Origin of the sequence: Micromonospora sp. WMMA1976, from assembly GCF_027497335.1 — a bacterium.
GTDB lineage: Bacteria > Actinomycetota > Actinomycetes > Mycobacteriales > Micromonosporaceae > Micromonospora > Micromonospora aurantiaca.
Genome location: NZ_CP114912.1, coordinates 5,513,647 through 5,531,157, shown reverse-complemented (window position 1 = coordinate 5,531,157; position 17,511 = coordinate 5,513,647). Strand labels below are relative to the sequence as shown.

Annotated in this window: 19 protein-coding genes and 1 tRNA gene; 12 read left to right on the top strand and 8 right to left on the bottom strand. The window is 72.6% G+C overall.

Going from position 1 to position 17,511, the window contains the following annotated elements; all coding sequences use genetic code 11:
• The first annotated feature begins 23 nt into the window (after positions 1-23).
• Positions 24-446, top strand: a complete 423-nt coding sequence (locus O7546_RS25475; RefSeq protein WP_269697683.1) for an ester cyclase — start codon at positions 24-26, stop codon at positions 444-446.
• Here the strand turns inward: O7546_RS25475 and O7546_RS25470 are convergent.
• Positions 427-867, bottom strand: coding sequence for a Uma2 family endonuclease (locus O7546_RS25470; RefSeq protein ID WP_269697682.1), 441 nt, complete (start codon positions 865-867; stop codon positions 427-429). The genes O7546_RS25475 and O7546_RS25470 overlap by 20 nt on opposite strands.
• Before the next feature lie 239 nt (positions 868-1,106).
• On the opposite strand from O7546_RS25470, the gene O7546_RS25465 reads away from it, so the two are divergent.
• The 7 genes from O7546_RS25465 (at position 1,107) to htpX (ending at position 8,510) form a co-directional block, all read left to right on the top strand.
• Complete coding sequence (locus O7546_RS25465) at positions 1,107-1,697, top strand: NADH-quinone oxidoreductase subunit I (protein ID WP_120573060.1); 591 nt, start codon at positions 1,107-1,109, stop codon at positions 1,695-1,697.
• Complete coding sequence (locus O7546_RS25460) at positions 1,694-2,218, top strand: NADH-quinone oxidoreductase subunit J (protein WP_269697681.1); 525 nt, start codon at positions 1,694-1,696, stop codon at positions 2,216-2,218. Before O7546_RS25465 ends, O7546_RS25460 begins: the two co-directional genes overlap by 4 nt.
• Positions 2,215-2,595 carry an NADH-quinone oxidoreductase subunit NuoK gene (gene nuoK, locus O7546_RS25455; protein WP_269697680.1) on the top strand — a complete coding sequence of 127 codons (381 nt, stop codon included), beginning with the start codon at positions 2,215-2,217 and terminating at the stop codon, positions 2,593-2,595. Before O7546_RS25460 ends, nuoK begins: the two co-directional genes overlap by 4 nt.
• Positions 2,592-4,517 carry an NADH-quinone oxidoreductase subunit L gene (locus O7546_RS25450; RefSeq protein ID WP_269697679.1) on the top strand — a complete coding sequence of 642 codons (1,926 nt, stop codon included), beginning with the start codon at positions 2,592-2,594 and terminating at the stop codon, positions 4,515-4,517. Before nuoK ends, O7546_RS25450 begins: the two co-directional genes overlap by 4 nt.
• A complete protein-coding gene (locus tag O7546_RS25445) occupies positions 4,514-6,019 on the top strand; it encodes an NADH-quinone oxidoreductase subunit M (protein ID WP_269697678.1) in 1,506 nt (501 codons plus the stop codon). The genes O7546_RS25450 and O7546_RS25445 overlap by 4 nt, the downstream gene beginning before the upstream one ends.
• Positions 6,016-7,482 carry an NADH-quinone oxidoreductase subunit N gene (locus tag O7546_RS25440; protein WP_269697677.1) on the top strand — a complete coding sequence of 489 codons (1,467 nt, stop codon included), beginning with the start codon at positions 6,016-6,018 and terminating at the stop codon, positions 7,480-7,482. The genes O7546_RS25445 and O7546_RS25440 overlap by 4 nt, the downstream gene beginning before the upstream one ends.
• Positions 7,483-7,631: 149 nt before the next feature.
• Entirely contained in the window at positions 7,632-8,510 is an 879-nt protein-coding gene (gene htpX / locus O7546_RS25435; RefSeq protein WP_269697676.1) for a zinc metalloprotease HtpX, read from the top strand.
• Between the two features lie 101 nt (positions 8,511-8,611).
• Here htpX and O7546_RS25430 read toward each other — a convergent pair whose 3' ends face one another.
• Both O7546_RS25430 and O7546_RS25425 read right to left on the bottom strand, forming a co-directional pair.
• The gene (locus tag O7546_RS25430; protein ID WP_269697675.1) at positions 8,612-9,802 is read right to left on the bottom strand and encodes an MFS transporter; all 1,191 of its coding nucleotides are present in this window, start codon (positions 9,800-9,802) and stop codon (positions 8,612-8,614) included.
• Positions 9,799-9,963, bottom strand: a complete 165-nt coding sequence (locus tag O7546_RS25425; protein ID WP_162959299.1) for a hypothetical protein — start codon at positions 9,961-9,963, stop codon at positions 9,799-9,801. The genes O7546_RS25430 and O7546_RS25425 overlap by 4 nt, the downstream gene beginning before the upstream one ends.
• Positions 9,964-10,157: 194 nt before the next feature.
• Here O7546_RS25425 and O7546_RS25420 point away from each other — a divergent pair, with 194 nt between their 5' ends.
• Positions 10,158-11,417 (top strand): MFS transporter, encoded by a 1,260-nt coding sequence (locus O7546_RS25420; RefSeq protein ID WP_269697674.1) that lies wholly within the window; start codon positions 10,158-10,160, stop codon positions 11,415-11,417.
• Positions 11,418-11,421: 4 nt separating this feature from the next.
• On the opposite strand, the gene O7546_RS25415 is transcribed toward O7546_RS25420, so the two are convergent.
• The 4 genes from O7546_RS25415 to O7546_RS25400 form a co-directional block, all read right to left on the bottom strand.
• Complete coding sequence (locus O7546_RS25415; RefSeq protein ID WP_269697673.1) at positions 11,422-11,937, bottom strand: hypothetical protein; 516 nt, start codon at positions 11,935-11,937, stop codon at positions 11,422-11,424.
• Positions 11,918-12,424: a SigE family RNA polymerase sigma factor gene (locus tag O7546_RS25410; protein WP_269697672.1), complete on the bottom strand. Its 507-nt coding sequence runs from the start codon at positions 12,422-12,424 to the stop codon at positions 11,918-11,920. The genes O7546_RS25415 and O7546_RS25410 overlap by 20 nt, the downstream gene beginning before the upstream one ends.
• A gap of 448 nt (positions 12,425-12,872) precedes the next feature.
• On the bottom strand, positions 12,873-13,277 hold the full coding sequence (locus O7546_RS25405) for a hypothetical protein (protein WP_281600103.1): 405 nt from the start codon (positions 13,275-13,277) through the stop codon (positions 12,873-12,875).
• A gap of 644 nt (positions 13,278-13,921) precedes the next feature.
• Positions 13,922-14,416 carry a YajQ family cyclic di-GMP-binding protein gene (locus tag O7546_RS25400; RefSeq protein ID WP_128137601.1) on the bottom strand — a complete coding sequence of 165 codons (495 nt, stop codon included), beginning with the start codon at positions 14,414-14,416 and terminating at the stop codon, positions 13,922-13,924.
• A gap of 147 nt (positions 14,417-14,563) precedes the next feature.
• Between O7546_RS25400 and O7546_RS25395 the strand changes: the two genes are divergently transcribed.
• Positions 14,564-14,647 (top strand) — tRNA-Tyr (locus tag O7546_RS25395).
• Positions 14,648-14,936: 289 nt separating this feature from the next.
• The gene (locus O7546_RS25390; RefSeq protein ID WP_281600102.1) at positions 14,937-16,364 is read left to right on the top strand and encodes a pentapeptide repeat-containing protein; all 1,428 of its coding nucleotides are present in this window, start codon (positions 14,937-14,939) and stop codon (positions 16,362-16,364) included.
• 19 nt (positions 16,365-16,383) lie between these two features.
• On the opposite strand, the gene O7546_RS25385 is transcribed toward O7546_RS25390, so the two are convergent.
• A complete protein-coding gene (locus tag O7546_RS25385) occupies positions 16,384-16,863 on the bottom strand; it encodes a hypothetical protein (protein ID WP_228532305.1) in 480 nt (159 codons plus the stop codon).
• Positions 16,864-17,355: 492 nt separating this feature from the next.
• On the opposite strand from O7546_RS25385, the gene O7546_RS25380 reads away from it, so the two are divergent.
• Positions 17,356-17,493 (top strand): hypothetical protein, encoded by a 138-nt coding sequence (locus tag O7546_RS25380; protein ID WP_162959301.1) that lies wholly within the window; start codon positions 17,356-17,358, stop codon positions 17,491-17,493.
• Positions 17,494-17,511 lie beyond the last annotated feature (18 nt).

Sequence of the window (17,511 nt, the reverse complement as noted above, 5' to 3'; positions counted from 1 at the left end):
CCGAGGGGCATAGGCTGCCCGCCGTGACCGATGTGGAGGCGGCAGCCCGGCGTTTCGTCGCCGACGTGTGGAACGCGGGGCGCGAGGAGAGCGCGTACGAGCTGGTGGCGGCGGACTGCCCGGGCCTGGGCGGCACCGGCCCGGCGGCGATGCTGGCGTGGCACCGGGACCGGCGGGCGTCGTTCCCCGACCTGCGCTACAAGATCGTCGACGTGGTCGCGACCGGTACGCGGGTGGCGGTGCGGTGGCGGGCCGCCGGCACCCAGGCGGGCCAGTTCGGTCCGGTGCCGCCGACCGGCCGCGTGGTCAGCTACTCCGGTGCCACGTTCCTGCGCTTCGACGACGACGGGCGGATCGTGGACGTGTGGAGCGTCAACGAGCTGTTCCAGGTGCTCCAGCAGCTCGGCGTGGAGATGCTTCCCCCGCTCAGACCCGGCGAGGCGTGATCCGGCTGATCGGCAGGTTCACCGGGAACGGCTCGCCGGTGTCGACGAACTTCGTCCACCGGCCGGTCTCCGTGTAGACCTCGTGCACCGGATCGATCTTGTAGGTGTAGACGACGATGCCCTCGTCCTCGATCTCGATCCGCCAGTGGAACGGGATCCCGGCCTGCGCGTAGAGGGCCGGCTTGAGTACCCGGTCGATGGACCGGGTGCTGGGCGAGACGATCTCCACGGCGAGCACCACCTCGTGCGGCTCGTACCGGGACGGCTCGCGTGCCGCGGCGGTAGCGGTGGTGACCAGCACGTCCGGGATGAAGGAGCGGGTGCGGTTGATGCGCACCTCCACACCCTGGGTCACGTCGTACCCGTCGGGGCAGTCCTCGTCGAGCGCGACGCCGAGCAGCATCGCGATGCTCTGGTGCATCCGGGTGGGGGAGGGGGGGCATGAGCAGTACTCCATCGAGCAGTTCGCGGCGGCGACCGTCCTCCGGCAGCGCGTCCAGATCGTCGGTCGTCCACCCGCCCTCGGGGGGGTAGTCGCTCTCCAGCGCGGCGGTCATCGGTGAGCCCTTCCCGGTGCGTTTTCTCCCCGCGCTCACGATACCGCCGCCAAGAGTCGGGGGGTGGTCGCGCGCGCCCGGGTCACAGGGCAGGATGGGCGGCATGAGCGAGCACGGTGGAGTGCCCGGCGGGGGCCTGGTGAAGGGCCTGGCGGTCACGTTGAAGACGATGACCCGCCGCTCGACCACCCAGCAGTACCCGGACGTCGAGCCTGAGCTGCCGCCCCGCTCCCGTGGCGTGATCGCGCTGCTGGAGGAGAACTGCACCGTCTGCATGCTCTGCGCCCGCGAGTGCCCGGACTGGTGCATCTACATCGACTCGCACAAGGAGGAGGTGGCGGTGCCCGGCGCCGCCCGCCCCCGCCAGCGCAACGTGCTCGACAAGTTCGACATCGACTTCTCGCTCTGCATGTACTGCGGCATCTGCGTCGAGGTCTGCCCGTTCGACGCGCTCTACTGGTCGCCCGAGTTCGAGTACGCCGAGTACGACATCAAGAACCTGCTGCACGACAAGGACCACCTGGGCGAGTGGATGGCCACCGTGCCGCCGCCGCCGGCTCACGACCCGCTCGGCGACCCCTCCAAGGAGGAGACCACCGCCGCCCGGAAGGCGGCGGGTCCGTCGGCCCGCCCGGCTCCTTCCCGGGTACGCCCCGACGCCGCCACCGATCCGGGCGGAGGCGCTGCCTCATGACCGGTGCGGACGTCCTGCTGCTGGCGCTGGGCGCGGTGGCGGTGGGCGCGGGTGCGCTGGTGGTCGCTACCCGCCACCTGGTTCGGGCCGGGCTGTGGCTGGTGGTGTGCCTGGGCGCGCTGGCCGGTGACTACCTGGTGCTGACGGCCGAGCTGGTGGCCTGGGTGCAGGTGCTCATCTACGTCGGCGCGGTGGTGGTGCTGCTGCTGTTCGCGGTGATGCTGACCCGTGCGCCGATCGGCCCGTCGGACGACCTGGACCGGCCGGGCTGGGCCGCAGCGCTCGTCGGCGCGGGCAGCGGCCTGGGCCTGGCGGTGCTGCTGATCGACGCGTTCCGCTGGTCCCGGGTGGACCTGCCGGCCGCGGGCACCGCCGAGCGCCTCGGCGAGCAGATCTTCCGTTCCTGGGTGCTGCCGTTCGAGGTGCTGTCGGTGCTGCTGCTGGCCGCGCTGGTCGGCGCGATCGTGCTGTCCCGCCCCGACATCGGCCGACCGGCCGCCGACGAGGGCGGGCGCCGGTGAGGCCGGTCATCCCGTACGTCACCGCCGCGCTGCTGTTCGGCCTCGGCGTGTACGGCGTGCTGCGCCGCCGCAACGCCGTCCTGGTGCTGATGGCGGTGGAGCTGATGCTGAACGCGGTGAACCTGGTGCTGGTCACCGCCGACACCACAGTCAAGGCCGTGCTGCCGCACTCCGGGCAGGTGTTCGCGCTGTTCGTGATCGTGCTCGCCGCCGCCGAGATCGGTGTCGGGCTCGCCATCGTGCTCCAGCTCTACCGGCTGCGCGCCAGCGTCACAGTCGACGACGTGCCGCTGGCCGAGCCGGCACCCCCGGTCGCGGCGGCCCCGGCCGGGCTGCCGACGCCGGGGGCGCCGGGCACGGAAGGTGCGGTCCGGTGAGCACGCCGACGCTCTGGCTCGCGGCGGTGCTGCCGGCCGCCCCACTCGTCGCCGGGCTGCTCGGCCTGCTGCTGCCGCCCGCCCCGGGTCAGGACCGGGCGTCGGCACGGCGGTCGGCGGTCGCGCTGGGTGTGGCCGGGGCGGCGGTGTCGCTGCTGGCCGCGCTGGCGCTGCTGGTCCGCGTGGACGCCCCGGTCGAGGCGTCCACCACCTGGGTCGATCTGGGCGGGCTGCGGGTCACGCTGGGACTGCGGCTGGACGGCGTGGCGGTGCTCGTCGCCACCGCCGTCGCGGCTGTCGCGCTGGCCGTGCAGGTCTACTCGATCGGCTACCTGCGCCGGGGCCCGCACGACGACGTGGACGTCGACCACCGCTACCCGCCGTACGCGGCCCAGCTCAGCCTCTTCACCGCCGCGATGCTCACCGTGGTGGTGTCCGGTGACCTGATCATGCTGCTGGTCGGCTGGGAGGTGATGGGCGTCTGCTCGTACCTGCTCATCGCTCACGACCGGCGGCTGCCCGAGGCACCCGGCGCGGCGGTGAAGGCGTTCCTGGTCACCCGCGTGGGTGACGTCGGCTTCCTGCTCGGCATCGCGCTGCTCGGCGTGGGCGCGGGCAGCTTCCGGATCGCCGACGTGCTGGCGCACGACTACGGCACCGGCACGCTCACCGCCGCCTGTCTGCTGCTGCTCGCCGGGGTGGCGGGCAAGAGCGCCCAGTTCCCGCTGCACACCTGGCTGCCGGACGCGATGGCCGGTCCGACGCCGGTGTCCGCGCTGATCCACGCCGCGACGATGGTCGCCGCCGGGGTGTACGCGGTGGCCCGCCTGTTCCCGCTGTTCGAGCGCGCACCGGCCGCGCTCGCCGTGCTGGGCGTGATGGCCGCGATCACCATGCTGCTGGGCGCGTTCGCCGCCACCGCGCAGGACGACATCAAGCGGGTGCTCGCCTGGTCCACGGTCTCGCAGATCGGCTACATGACCGGCGCGCTGGCGGTCGGCGCACCCGCTGCCGCGCTGTTCCACCTGCTCACCCACGCCGCGTTCAAGGCGCTGCTGTTCCTCGCCGCCGGTGCGGTGATCCACGCCGTCGGCACCACGCTGATGTCCCGGATGGGCGGCCTGCGTACCGCTATGCCGGTGACGTTCTGGTGCATGGTGGTCGGCCTCGGCGCGCTCGCCGGCGTACCCCCGCTCTCGGGTTTCTGGAGCAAGGACGGCGTGCTCGCCGCCGCCGAGGCGGCCGCGCTCGACGGCGCCGGGCCGACCGCCGCCTGGGTCGGCTGGCTGGTCTGGCTGGCCGGGCTGGCCGGCGTCGCGGTGACCGCCTGGTACGCGACCCGCCTGCTGCTGCGCACCTTCCTCGGCGCCACGCGCACGCCGCTGCTGCGCCCGCACGACCCGCCCGCGCTGCTGCGCTGGCCGGTGCTGCTGCTCACGGTCCCGGCCGCGCTGCTGGGCCTGGCCGCGTTCGCGCCGTGGTTCGCCGACCGGCTGCGCGTGCCGGGCGACGACAGCGGCGAGGCGGTCGAGCTGGTGCACCTCGCGCCGAACCTGATCCTGCCGTTCCTGCTGCTGCTGGTCGGCGCGGGTGTCGCCTGGGCGGGCTGGCGCCGCGACCCGGCCGCCGACCCGGCCCGCTACCTGGGTCCGCTGCGGCCGGTGTTCGCCCGGGCGTTCCGGCTCGACGACGTCCAGCACGCACTCGTCGTACGCCCGGCGGGCGCGCTCGCGCGGGTCGTGCGTACCGGTGACGAGCTGGGCGTGGACGGGCTGGTCGAGGGCAGCGGCCGGGCGGCGGTCGAGGTGGGCGGCGGCCTGGCCGCGCTGCACCGGGCGGCGCTGCCCCGCGCGGCGGCCGGGGTGCTGGCCGGCGCGTTGCTGATCGGCCTGGCGGTCGCCCTGATCGGAGTCACCTCATGACGTTCGGGCAGGTCCTGCTGGTCGCTGTGGTCGCGGTGCCGGCGCTCGGCGCGCTGGCTGCGGCGGTCGTGCCCGGTGACCGGGCCGGCCGGGTGGTCGGCACCGTCGCCGCCGCGCTGACGCTGCTGGCGACGCTGCCGCTGGTCGGCGGCGACCACGGCTGGTTCGGGTACGGGCCGCGTCCGGCGGTGCAGCCGTGGCACCAGCTCGACGTGGCGTGGGTGCCCGGGCTCGACCTGCGCTTCCACCTGGGCGTGGACGGGATCTCCTGGCCGCTGGTGGTGCTGACCGCGCTGCTCACGCTGTTGTGCTGCGCGTACACGCTGTGGCGGGTGCCGCCCGGCGGCGGCAGCGGGCGGGCGCTGGTGGCGCTGCTGCTGGTGGTCGAGGTGGGCATCCTCGGCACGTTCCTCGCGCTCGACCTGGTGTTGTTCTTCCTGTTCTTCGAGGTCGTCCTGCTGCCGATGTACGCGGTCATCGCCGGCTGGGGTGGTGCGGACCGTCGCCGGGCGGCCCGCAAGTTCGCGCTCTACACGCTGTTCGGCTCGGTGCTGCTGCTCGTCGGCGTCTACGTGGTGGTGGCCGCCGCGGGCACCGCCGACCTGGTCACGCTCACCGGCGGCGCCGGGCTGTCCCGGGGCACCCAGCTCGCCGCGTTCACGCTGCTGGCGCTCGCGTTCGCGGTGAAGAGCCCGCTCTGGCCGCTGCACTCGTGGCTGCCCGACGCGCACACCCAGGCGCCGACTGTCGGCAGCGTGATCCTCGCCGGGGTGCTGCTCAAGATGGGCACGTACGGGCTGATCCGGGTCGCGGTGGGGGTGGCCCCGGAAGGCGCCCGCTGGGCCGCGCCCGTGCTCGGCGTGCTCGCCGTCGCGGCCATCCTGATCGGTGGCCTGGTCTGCCTGGCGCAGGACGACCTGAAGCGGCTGATCGCGTACTCCAGCGTCGGGCACATGGGCTTCGTGCTGCTCGGGGTCGCCACGCTCACCGCCACCGGGATCCAGGCCGCGCTGATCGGCAACATCGCCCACGGCGTCATCACCGGCCTGCTGTTCTTTTTGGCCGGGGCGGTGAAGGACCGCGCGCACACCGGGTCGCTGGCCGAGCTGTCCGGGCTGCGGGAGACCGCGCCCCGGCTGGCCGGGCTGCTCGGCTTCGCGGCTGTCGCCTCGCTGGGGCTACCCGGCCTGGCCGGGTTCTGGGGTGAGGCGTTCGCCGTGGTGGCCGCCGTGCAGCGGGGCGGCCCGCTCTGGCTGACCCTCGCCGTGCTCGCCGCGCTGGGTGGGGCGCTCACCGCCGCGTACTTCCTGCGGCTGCTGCGCCGGGTCACCCACGGGCGGCCCAGCCCGGCGGTGGCGGGGCTCGCACCCGGGCTGGCCGGGGCGGAACTGACCGCCTGGGCGCCGCTGGTGCTGCTCGCGCTCGCGGTCGGCCTGGCCCCGGCGCTCGTGCTGTCGTACGCCTCCGGTCCGGTGGAGGCGCTGCTGGGGGTCGTCCCATGAGCCTGGTACAGCCTGTCGACAACGTGGCGATGCTGCCCGCGTACCTGGCCGCCGGCACGGCCGTGCTGGTGCTGCTGTTCGACCTGCTGGTGGCCCGGCCCGCCGTCACGGTGGCGGTGGCGGCGCTCGGCGCGGCCGGCACCGCGGCCGGCGCGGCACTGGTCGGGGCGGCCGGTGAGCGGCGCACGTTCTGCGTCGGGGACGACTGCTCCTGGGTGTGGAACGGCCGGGCCGCCCTGGTCGGGGCCGTGATCGCGCTGCTCACGCTCGGCGTGCTGGCGCTGTCCGGCCCGCTGCTGCGTGCCGGGCGCACCCCGGTCGGTGAGTACTGCTTCCTGCTCGCCTGCGCGATGACAGGTGGCGTGGTGCTCGGCGCCGCCGGTGACCTGATCACGCTGATCGTGGCGCTGGAGACGCTGACGCTCCCGCTGTACGTGCTGGTCGGCCTGCGCCGGGGGAGCCTCGCCGGTGCCGAGGCGGCGGTGACGTTCTTCGTGGTGAGCGTGGTCGCCACCACTGTGACGCTGCTCGGCGCGGCGCTGCTCTACGCGGTCACCGGCACGCTGCACCTGGACCGGCTCGGCGCCACCCTGGCCGCCCGCGACGACCTGACCGGCCTGCCGTTGACCGGGGTCGCGGTGGCGCTGGTGGTGGCCGGGCTGGCGTTCAAGGTCGCCGCCGTGCCGTTCCACGCCTGGGCCCCCGCCACGTACGACGGCGCGCCGCTGCCGGTGGCCGCGTACCTGTCGACCGCCTCGAAGCTCGGTGGCGTGGTGGCGCTGCTGGCTGTGGTGCAGCGGGCCCTGCCGGGTGACCTGACCGGCCCGGTGCTGGCGGCGCTGGCCGTGCTGACCATGACCGTCGGCAACCTGGTGGCGCTGCGTCAGCGGCGTACCGTGCGGTTGCTCGCCTGGTCGTCGGTGGCCCAAGCGGGTTACATCCTCGCCCCGCTGGGCGCGCTGGCGCTGACCGCCGGCCGCACCGGCGACGCGCGGACGGCCGCGTACGCGGCAGCCGTCGCGTACGCGATCTTCTTCGTGCTGCTGGAGCTGGCCGCGTTCGCCGCGGTGGTGGCGTTGCGCCCGGCGGACGGCGACGGCGGCACGCTGGCCGACCTGCGCGGCGCGGCGCGGCGGCACCCGTGGGTGGGTGGCGCGTTCGCGCTGGCGCTGATCGGGCTGGCGGGGCTGCCGCCGGGTCTGGCCGGGCTGTTCGCCAAGGTGACAGTGGTACGCGCGCTGCTGGCCGGGCACGCGGGCTGGCTGGCGCTCGTGGTGGCGTTGAACGCGGTGATCGGCCTGGCCTACTACCTGCGGGTCACCGCTTCGCTCTACGCGACGCCCGTCGGCGCGGCGACGGTCCGGCCCGCGCGGACCGTGACGCTGGCGCTCGGTGTGGCCACCGCCGTGGCGGTGGTGATGGGTTTCGCACCGCAGCTCGTGCTGGACGTGGCGGCGCGCTGACCGGTTCCTGCCCGGATGGGCGACCGCTTCAGCGTGTGTACAGCAACATCCAGCCAACTTTCAGCCATGAGCCGGATGGTTGACGGGTACCGGTGTGTTGAACCGGTCAGCGGGCCTCCCGCAAGGGCCCGTGCACCGAAGGAGAGATCGTGCATCACAACCGTCTCAAGACCGCAGCGCTGCTCGGCCTGTTGACCTCGCTGATCCTCGCGATCGGCTACTGGTTCGGCGGTAGCAGCGGTCTCGTCATCGCCGTCGTCGTCTCGTTGCTGATGAACGGCGTCACCTACTTCTTCTCCGACAAGCTCGCACTGCGCTCGATGAAGGCGCAACCGGTCAGCGAGGCACAGTTCCCCGAGCTGTACCAGATGGTGCGGGAGCTCTCCACGCAGGCCGGGAAGCCGATGCCCCGGCTCTACGTGAGCCCGACGTCGCAGCCCAACGCGTTCGCCACCGGTCGTAACCCGGAGAACGCGGCGGTCTGCGTCACCCAGGGCATCGTGGAGATCCTGGACTACCGGGAGCTGCGCGGCGTGATCGGCCACGAGCTGTCCCACGTCTACAACCGGGACATCCTGATCTCCAGCGTGGCGGCCGGCCTGGCCGGCATCATCACCATGCTGGCGAACCTCGCCTGGTTCATCCCGCTGGGTTCGTCGGACGACGAGGACGGCCCGAACCCGGCCGTGCTGCTGCTCACGCTGATCCTCGGCCCGATCGCCGCCACGGTGATCCAGCTCGCGATCAGCCGGAGCCGGGAGTACCAGGCCGACCAGTCCGGCGCCGAGCTGAGCCGCGACCCGCTGGCCCTGGCCAGCGCCCTCCGCAAGATCCACATGGGGACGCAGGCGCGTCCGCTGGCGCCGCAGGGCCAGCTCGCCAGCACCGCGCACCTGATGATCGACAACCCGTTCAAGCGGGGCGGCGGCATCGCCGCGATGTTCGCCACCCACCCGCCGATGGAGCAGCGGGTGGCCCGCCTGGAGCAGATGGCCCGCAACTCCGGGCCGGTGCAGTTCCAGCGCTGACCCGCGTGACCCGAACGCCGCCCGCGTCCACCCGGACGCGGGTGGCGCTGTGTCTGGGCCCTTCCGTCAGATCCGGCCGGGCAGCCGGTCCGGCCGGGCGGTCACGACGCAACCGGCTCGGGCAGCCGATCCGGCCGGGCGGCCAGCACCACGGCGAGCAGCACCACCCCTGCCGCCAGATAGGCCACGGCCGGGCCGAGCAGCACCGCCACGCCGCCGAGCAGGAAGATCCCGACCCCGGAGAGCACGATGTTGCCGGCCACGATCGTCGCCTCCACCTGCCCCATCCGCTCCCGCGGCGCGAGCCGCGCGAACGTGGCCTGGGCGCCGATCAGCCACCCGCCGCCCGCGCCGACGAGCGCGTTCGCCCCGGCGAGCGCCCACGCCGGGGCGTCGAGGGCCACCAGCAGACCGGCCAGCAGCAGCGCGGCGCCCAGCGCGCTCGCCGCCACCACCTGACCGGTCACCCGGGCCAGCCAGCCGCGCCGCCCCACGACGAGCACGAACACCGCGCCGCCGAACGACGACGCCGCCAGCACGACCGGCCGCCATCCGCCGGCAGCCAGATCCGGGGCAAGCGTCTCCGGCAGCCCGCCGGACAGGACTGTGGCCAGGGTCAGCAGCGCCACACCCCGCAGCACCGGATGGGCGGCGATGATCCGGATACCGGCGGTGGCGGGCGGCCGTGGACCCCGGTGCTCCTGCCGGCGTACCGGTAGGCCGGCGAGGACCGCCGCCGCGAGCAGGAACGAGACCAGGTCGATCACGAGCGCCACCCGGGGACCGAGCGCCACCGTCACACCGGCCCCGGCGAGCAGGCCGACGACCTGGCCGCTCTGGTTGGCGAACGCGGAGAGCCCGAACAGCGGCAGCCGCAGCGGCGGCTCCACCGCCTCGGCCGTGATCGCCACGTGCACGCTCGCGTACGCGGCCCGGACCGCGCCGAGCAGCCCGGCCGCCACGATCGCCGGCACCGGCTCGGGCGCCGCAGCCGGTACGGCGATGAGCAGCGCACCGGCGAGCGAGAGCCCGACCAGCATGGTGCGCCGGGCCGGCACGTCCAGCCAGCCGCTGAACACCGTCGCGACGAGCAGGGCGGGCACCGTGCGGGCGGCGTACACGGCGGCCGGGCCGAGGACCGAGTCGGTCTGGTCGTACGCGAGCAGCAGCAGGGCCGCCAGCCCGACGAAGTCGCCCAGCTCGGAGACACTCCGGGCGACGAGTAACCGGGCGGCGACCGGATGCCGGAACAGGGCCCGGTAACCGGGCGCGGGCGTCGCGGTGCCGGTCATCGATCCGACGGGTCCGTTTCCTCGACGCCGACCGGCTCGTAGTCGGCCCGCTCACGCAGCCGGCGGACCCGGAGGGTGGCGGACGCGGGCTCGGCGGGCCGGGCGTCGCCGTACAGGGAGTAGATCTCGACCCGTAGCGGCGCGACGGCCATGCCGCTCATCCGACCTCCGATCACGGCGGCGGCCGACCCGCCGTAGGCATGGACTCCGTTCGATCACCGAACCTACTCGTTAACGGCGGGTAAGGCAGCCCCGCGCCGGCAGCCCGATGTGACCGACTCGACCACCGCCCCCGCCCAGCAGGAGCGTTAGGGTCGAAGGCTGACTCACTCGTTACTTCCCGGAGGTGCACACAGTGGCCGCACTGCGCCAGTACCAGGGCGTCTGGCGGATCCCCGGCGCGCCGATGCTGCTGGTTCTCGGCATCATCGGCCGGCTCGGGATCGGCATGACCCCGCTGGCGCTGCTGCTCGTCGTCGAGCAGGTCACCGGCCGGTACTCCCTCGCCGCCGTCGCCGGCGGCATCTACGCGCTCTCCGGCGCCGCGCTCAGCCCGGTCGCCGGGCGGATCGCCGACCGGGTCGGGCCCACCCCCGTCCTGCTGCTCACCGCGGTCACCCACCCGCTCGCCCTGATCGGGCTGCTCCTCGCCACCCGCTCCGACAGCGGCAACCTCGGGCTGATCTACCTGGCCTCGGGCGTCGCCGGAGCCACGTACCCGCCGCTCACCGCCGCGATCCGGGGCGCCTGGAACGACCTCACCGCCCCCGCCACCGGCCGGGGGCACCTGCGCAACACCGCGCTCGCGGCCGAGACCACCCTCTTCGAGGTCGTGTTCGTGATCGGCCCGCTGCTGGTGGCCGGCTTCGTGCTGTTCGCCGACGCCTCCGCCGCGCTCGTCGGCGCCGCGGTGGTCACCCTGGTCGGCACCGCCACCGTCGCGCTCGGCCGGGTCATGCGCGGCTGGCGCCCGCACCCGCGCGAGCATCACGCCCGGGGCCTCGGCCCGCTGCGGCTCGGCGGCTTCCCCGCGCTGCTGCTCTGCGTGGCGAGCCTCGGCATCGCGTTCGGCGCCTCCGGCGTCATCGTCCCCGCCTTCGCCGGGAAATCCGGCGCCGACGACCCGGACAGCCTGGCCGGCGTGCTGCTCGCCGTCTGGGGCATCGGCAGCGCCATCGGCGGTTTCTGGTTCGGCGTACGCAAACCCGCAGCCAACATGACCCGCCAGTTCGCCTGGCTGCTCGGCACCGTCGCGGCCAGCTTCGCCGTCTTCGCGGTGATGCCCGGCCCGGCCGCGCTCGGCGTCGCGCTGGTGCTCGGCGGCGCGGCCATCGCCCCCGCGCTCACCCTGGAGAACACGCTCGTCGGACGGATCACCCCGGCCGGCATGCTGAACGAGGCGTACACCTGGGTGGTGACCATGTCGGTCGCGGCGAGCGCCGCCGGCGGCTCGATCGCCGGCCTGATCATCGACCACGCCGGCGGCGTCTCCTGGGCGTTCGTCTTCGCCGGGGTGGCGGTCGCCGTCGGGGCCGCGGTCGCCGCGCTACCAGGCGGCCCGATCGCCCGGGCCGAGGCCACAGCGGTACGCGCCGAGCAGACGCTCGCCGCCTGACCGCTCACCCGCCGGCGGTCACCACCCGCTCCACCCCGGGCAGCTTCTCCACCGCGGCCCGGATCGGCGCCGGGTCCTCGCCCTGCGCCAGCAGCACCGACAGGACGACCCGTCCGTCGGCGTCCGGCCGGGCCGCGGCAGTGGTGCCGCGGCAGCGCAGCCCGGTGTCCCCGCGCGCCTGCCCGATCCGGTAGTCGACCTCCCCGATCTGCGGCGTTCCGGCGCCCGGCCGGAAGACGACGTCGAGCCGTACCGGAGGGTCGGCCTGACACGCCGCCGACGCCGTGGCGGACGGGGTGGCCGCGCCGCCGGCGGCCGGCATCGGCGTCGCCGGCCCGGACAGCGCCGCCATGCTCGCGGCGCCGCCGGTGACGGTAACCGCGGCCACCCCCGCCAGAACCGCGGCCCGCCGCCGGCTCCTGGCGCGCCCCCGTGCGCGCACCTCGGCCGCCGGGCTGAGCCGCAGCCCGGCCATGTCCTGCTCCAACTCCCGCAGAGCCTCACCAATGCGTGCCGACATCGACTTCCTCCTTGTCGTCGGTCAGTAGAACGGCGAGCGCGGCGCGGCCCCGGGACAGGTACGACTTGACAGTCCCCTCCGGCATGCCTGTGCTCCGGGCGATCTCCGCCACCGGCAGGTCGTGGAGGTGGTACAGGACGATCACCAGCCGTTGCGCGTCGGGCAGTCGCCGTAACGCCGCCAGCAACGCCACCCGGTCCGGGTTGGGCCCGGGCGCCGGAGTCTCCCGGCCCAGCCGGGCCCGCGCGGCGAACCAGCGCCGCAGGCCGCGCCACCGGTTGGCCGTCAGGCGCCAGGCCACCGTCCGCACCCAGCCCTCCGGATCCTCGTACGCCCCGACAGTCGACCAGCGCTGCCAGGCCCGCGCGTACGCCTCCTGCGTCACGTCCTGGGCCTCGGCCAGGTCGCCGCAGAGGGCGTAGACGTGGTGCACGACCCGCCGCGCGGTCGCCGTGTAGAAGGCGTCGAAGTCCTCGGGGCCGTCCATGCCCACCTCCCGTGTCCGCTCTCACCACACGACACCCCGATGCGGCTCCGGGGGTTGCACCCGGATCAGGTCGCTCCGGGTCGTACCCGGTCCGGCACGTCCACCCGGGCGGGCTGGTCGTGCGGACCCGTCGTCGGTGGGCCGGGCTGCTCGGTCACGGACGGCCGCGGCCAGGTGGTGCCGCTGCGGCAGAAGCTCCGCCACGAGCGTGAAGCGACCGGCCGACCCCGGCCGAGGCGAGCCAGCCAGGTCACCGCGACAAGAACGAGTCCGTTAGTACCGGTTGACCGAGCAGCGGGCGGTAGGGGCGGAGCATCGCGGGGGTCATGGCTCCCACCCGACCTCACGCCTGGCCCGTACCCCAAGGAAGTCGCCTGACGGCCGAAGAGGGCCGTGGCGTTCCGGCCCGCCGGTCGTGGCTGGACCGGGGTCTGTCGCGACGTCGCCGTCACGGTTGAGCGGGCCGGGTCGGTTCGCCGCCGTAGAGGGCTGCGAAGACGCGGTGCCGCAGGATCTCGTACTGCCGGCGGCAACGCCGAGGTGGCCCCGGCGGGCGTTGCTGGACCTGACCGCCGACGACGACCTCCGGCGGCTGGAACTGGTCGGCCGTCAGATCGACCTCGCGACCGTCGGCCAGTCGATTCCAGTAGTGGTAGCCGATCTTGGCGTCCCCGGCGAGGACCTCGCCCAGGAGCAGATCTCCGCCGAGCAGGTCCTGAATGATCAAAGCAGTCACTCCGCATTGACCACGGGCCGGGTTGCCGGCGTGCCAATCCCGCACATCATGTGGGTCGCAGGTGTCCGCTCCCCAGCCGCTGCGCAGCAGCGGCCGCAGCATCTCCAGGTCGATCACGAGCGGGACTGATGGTTGGGCGGGCTCTTCAGGCGTCATCCAGGAAGGGTCAGCCCTCGACCGGGTCGAGAGTCAAGAACATCCCCGCCAGCGGGCGCTCATCAAGTGATGCCCGGCACCGGCGACCGGGGTGTCTGGTCCCACCACGTGTTCTGGTGGTTGGTCTAGCTTGTTGACACGATCTTGCGGGGTCGCTGTTGCGATGAGAGAAGAAATCTGGTGGTTCCTGGTCCTCTGAAGGTCGCTACGCGGGAGCTTCGCCGGGTGCGCTCGACGCGGCCCGCTGATCCTGCGGATCCCGGTGACCTGGCCGAGTGGCGGGAAGCTATGGCAGGGGCGTTGGACGATCTGGCCCGGGTGCTGCCGTTCGAGGCGGATCGCGGCGCTGCTCGCAGAGAGGCGGAAGCTGCCCGTACTGAGGCAGCGCGGTTGCGCGCGACTCGCCGTACAGCAAGCGGTGATCCAGTCCGCTAGCCGAACGGGGATCCTCGCATCGCTTCAATTCATGGTTGCCTGAGCGGGCGGCGCCCGGCCGTCGCCCGGTCGTCGGTCGCCACAACGTGTGACGAACGACGACCGGTGGCGACGAGGCCCGCGAGGCCAGACGGCATGACCGATGCCCTGACCTGCCAGGTGGTCGAGCCTTACCGGTAGTTGGTGAACTGGAGCGCCAGCCCGAAGTCCTCGCCCTTGAGCAGGGTGATGACGGCCTGGAGGTCGTCCTTCTTCTTGCCGGTGACGCGGAGCTGGTCGCCCTGGATCTGCGCCTGCACGCCCTTCGGGCCCTCGTCGCGGATCTTCTTGCTGATCGCCTTGGCCTTGTCCGAGTCGATGCCCTGCACCACCTTGGCGTCGATCTTGAAGATCTTGCCCGACTGCCGGGGCTCGCCGGCGTCGAGCGACTTCAGCGAGATGTTCCGCTTGACCAGCTTCTCCTTGAAGACGTCCAGCGCGGCCCGGACCCGCTCCTCAGTCTCCGCCTGGAGGCTGATCGCCTCCTCGCCCGACCAGGAGATCTCCGCGCCGGTGCCGCGGAAGTCGAACCGCGTCGCGAGCTCCTTCTCCGACTGGCGGACGGCGTTGTCGACCTCCTGCCGGTCGACCTTGCTCACGATGTCGAACGACGGGTTCGCTGCCATGCTTCTGCTCCTGCTGTCCGGCGGTCTGTCCTGGTCCGTCCCCCGCTGACCAGCGTGGGACCTCCTGACGGTACCCGGTTGCGGCAGTGCCGGGGGCAACCGCTATCCTTGCTTCCGCCGCCGCGTTGCGACGTGGTGGTGTGCCCTGGCGGGTTGCCCGAGCGGCCAATGGGAGCGGACTGTAAATCCGTCGCGAAAGCTACAGAGGTTCGAATCCTCTACCCGCCACCAGGTGCAGATGCGGCCCCTGACCAGCAGGAATGCTGATCGGGGGCCGTTGTCGTCCGTCTGGTCCTGGCCTCGCGGAGTCGTGTGTGCAGGGATCGACTGAGAGCTACCGGCGTCGCCGGCCGGATCAGGACTCGGGTGGCGATCCGGCGCCCAGTCGGCGCCGGCGGCGTCAGGCCTGGGACCGAGGACGGTACGTCAGGACTACTCCACCAAGCATGCCGGCGACCGGCTACTGGCCGCAGGCGAGGTGCTGAGCGTTGACATTGACGGCGTGCGCTAGAAGGAGAGGGTGGAGTCGCCCGAATCGCCGCGCGTGGCCCGGCCCGAGCCCCATGTCACGGTTGGTTCCGTCCCCGCCGGTAGTCCGGTGCCGGAGCTGCGGCTCTGGGGCATCCGCCGGTCGATCGCCCTGGCGGTCGTGGCGGCCTTGCTGCTCGTCGGAGGGCTGGTCGTTGCGGCGTTCTGGTACGCCGCCTGGCCTGGTTTCGAGCGCGACGAAACCGTCACTGTGGCCACGCTGTTCGATCTCTTGAAACTTGTCTTCGCAGTCGTGGCGGGGATCGGCGGTGTCGCCGCCTTGGTGGTCGCCTACCGGCGGCAGCGGGTGGCGGAGCACACGAACGCGCTGGCCGAGTTCGCTCACCAGCTGGCGCACGCTGCTGATCTGCGCGCCGAGGTCAGCAAGGCTCTCGCCGAAGCGGCCGACGAGCGGGCAAAGGTCGAGAGCGACCGCAATGGGGTCCGGCTCTTCAACGAACGCTTCGCCAAGGCATCTGAGCAGCTCGGTTCGGAGAAGGGAGCCGTACGCCTGGCAGGTGTCTACGCCCTGGCAGGCCTTGCTGACGACTGGCGGGAAGGGCGGCAGACGTGCATTGATGTCCTCTGCGCCTATATCCGCATGCCCTACACCCCGCCCCCGGACGCTCCGGGTGAGACGGCCGAGCAGGATGAGGATCAGGCGCCCGTAAGGGATGCGGACGATGTCCGAGCCGCCCGCGAGGAGCGGGAGGTTCGTCATACCGTTATCCGCCTCGTTGGGCGGCACTTGAGCCTTGCCGAGGACGACGCGGCCTCCTGGTGCGGCTACGACTTCGACTTCACTGGTGCCGTCTTCGACGGCGGGGACTTGTCGGGGGCGAATTTCAGTGGCGGGGGCGTCTACTTCGACGGTGCGACGTTCATCGGTGGGGACGTGTCCTTCGGCGGCGCGTCGTTCAGCGGCGGAAAGGTCTCCTTCGTCGGCGCGTCGTTCAGCGGCGGAAAAGTCTCCTTCAGCGGCGCGTCGTTCAGCGGCGGGCAGGTCTCCTTCTTCGGTGCGTCGTTCATCGGTGGGGAGGTGTTCTTCGGTCTCACGAGCTTCAGTGGCGGGGAGGTGCTCTTCGACCGGGCGACGTTCAGTGGTGGGAAGGTGTTCTTCGACAGGGTGACGGCCAGTGGCGGGAAGGCTGTCCATGTGACGTGGCCGAAGGGCGAGCAGGTGACCTTCGTGCAGCCGGCGTCCAGTGACGGGTCCGTCATCTTCAGCGGGGCGCGGTTCAGTGGTGGGGTGGTTTCTTTTGAGAGAACCACATTCAGCGGTGGGGAGGTGTTCTTCAACTACGTGACGTTCTGTGGTGGGAGAGTCTCCTTCCGTACGGCCAGATTCCAGGTTCCGCCGAGATTCGACGATGGGCTCATGGAGGATCCGCCGGACGGTCTGACCCTGCCGGAGAAGTGACGCCCCTGGACGTGGGCGATCAGTGGTGGCTCGCGGTCAACCGTCGCGCCTCGGCGAGAACGCGTGCATCGGTGTCCGCTTCGGTCTGCTCGCCGTACTCCAGCGTGTCGTAGACGTCGTCGAGCATGACCAGCTCTTCCGCGAGCGGCGTGCCGTCGTGTCCGATCACCGCGTGGGCCCACCGTGCCAGCTCGCGCGGGGAGAGAGCGCCGGCGAGAAGCCTGGTCGCCATGACGCGTACGGCGGCGTCCTCGCCCTCCTGACCGCCTTCGGGGAAGTAGGTCAGGCCGAGTTCGCCGAGGGTCGGTTCGAGCCATTGGATCAGTTCCTGACTGCCGGCCGAGGGCGAGACGCCGGCCAGGATTCGCAGCGACGGGCTGTCGACGCCTGCCACGAGGCAGTCACAGGCGGCCTCGATCACGTCGGCTGCCGTGCCCTGGCGGATGCTCCGGAGGGCGGTGGCGTCCTGGAGGCGAGTGAGCGGGTCGTCGTCGAGCACCGGCACATGGTCCGCCGCCGGAGCCGGCCCGGTCATCCCGATATCCGCCACCGCCCGCCGTCCGGCGACAGCCCGGGCCCGGAGCCTCGGCGGCCGCCTGGTGCACCCTGAGCTGTTCGGGCGTGAATGAGGGAATCATCCTCTGGCGTTCATGACAGGGGCAGGTATGGTGGTCAATGCCCGCGGGTCCGGTGGCGATCCACCGGCCGGATCGGCCCGGCGGAGCCGGCCGGGTGGCCCGGGGTTGGTGGGGTGGGGTTTCGCGTGACTTGATCCCCTTCGTGGGTGAAGGTGGGAATCCGCAATGGACGAAGGGGCTGACGTCCCTTCACCCCCATGACCTGGCTGCGTGTCGTGGGTAGCCGGGCCGAACGGCGGAACCTGACAGCTACTCGGGCTGGGCGGGTCCTCTCCGCTTTTCTGCTCCCCGGCGTTGTGGCACGATCGGGAAACCTTCACCATCCCTGTGGCAATCTCCCGACAGGAGCAATCATGTCTGGTCGAACGCTGGGCCGGCTGTTTGGCTCGCTCCTCGTGCTCGCCGCCATCGCAGGCGCCTTCGGCATCATCCCCGGCACTGGTAGCGCGCAACTCGCCGACATCGTCTGGACGATGGACGCCCCACGCTGAATCATCGAGCCGTCCGCC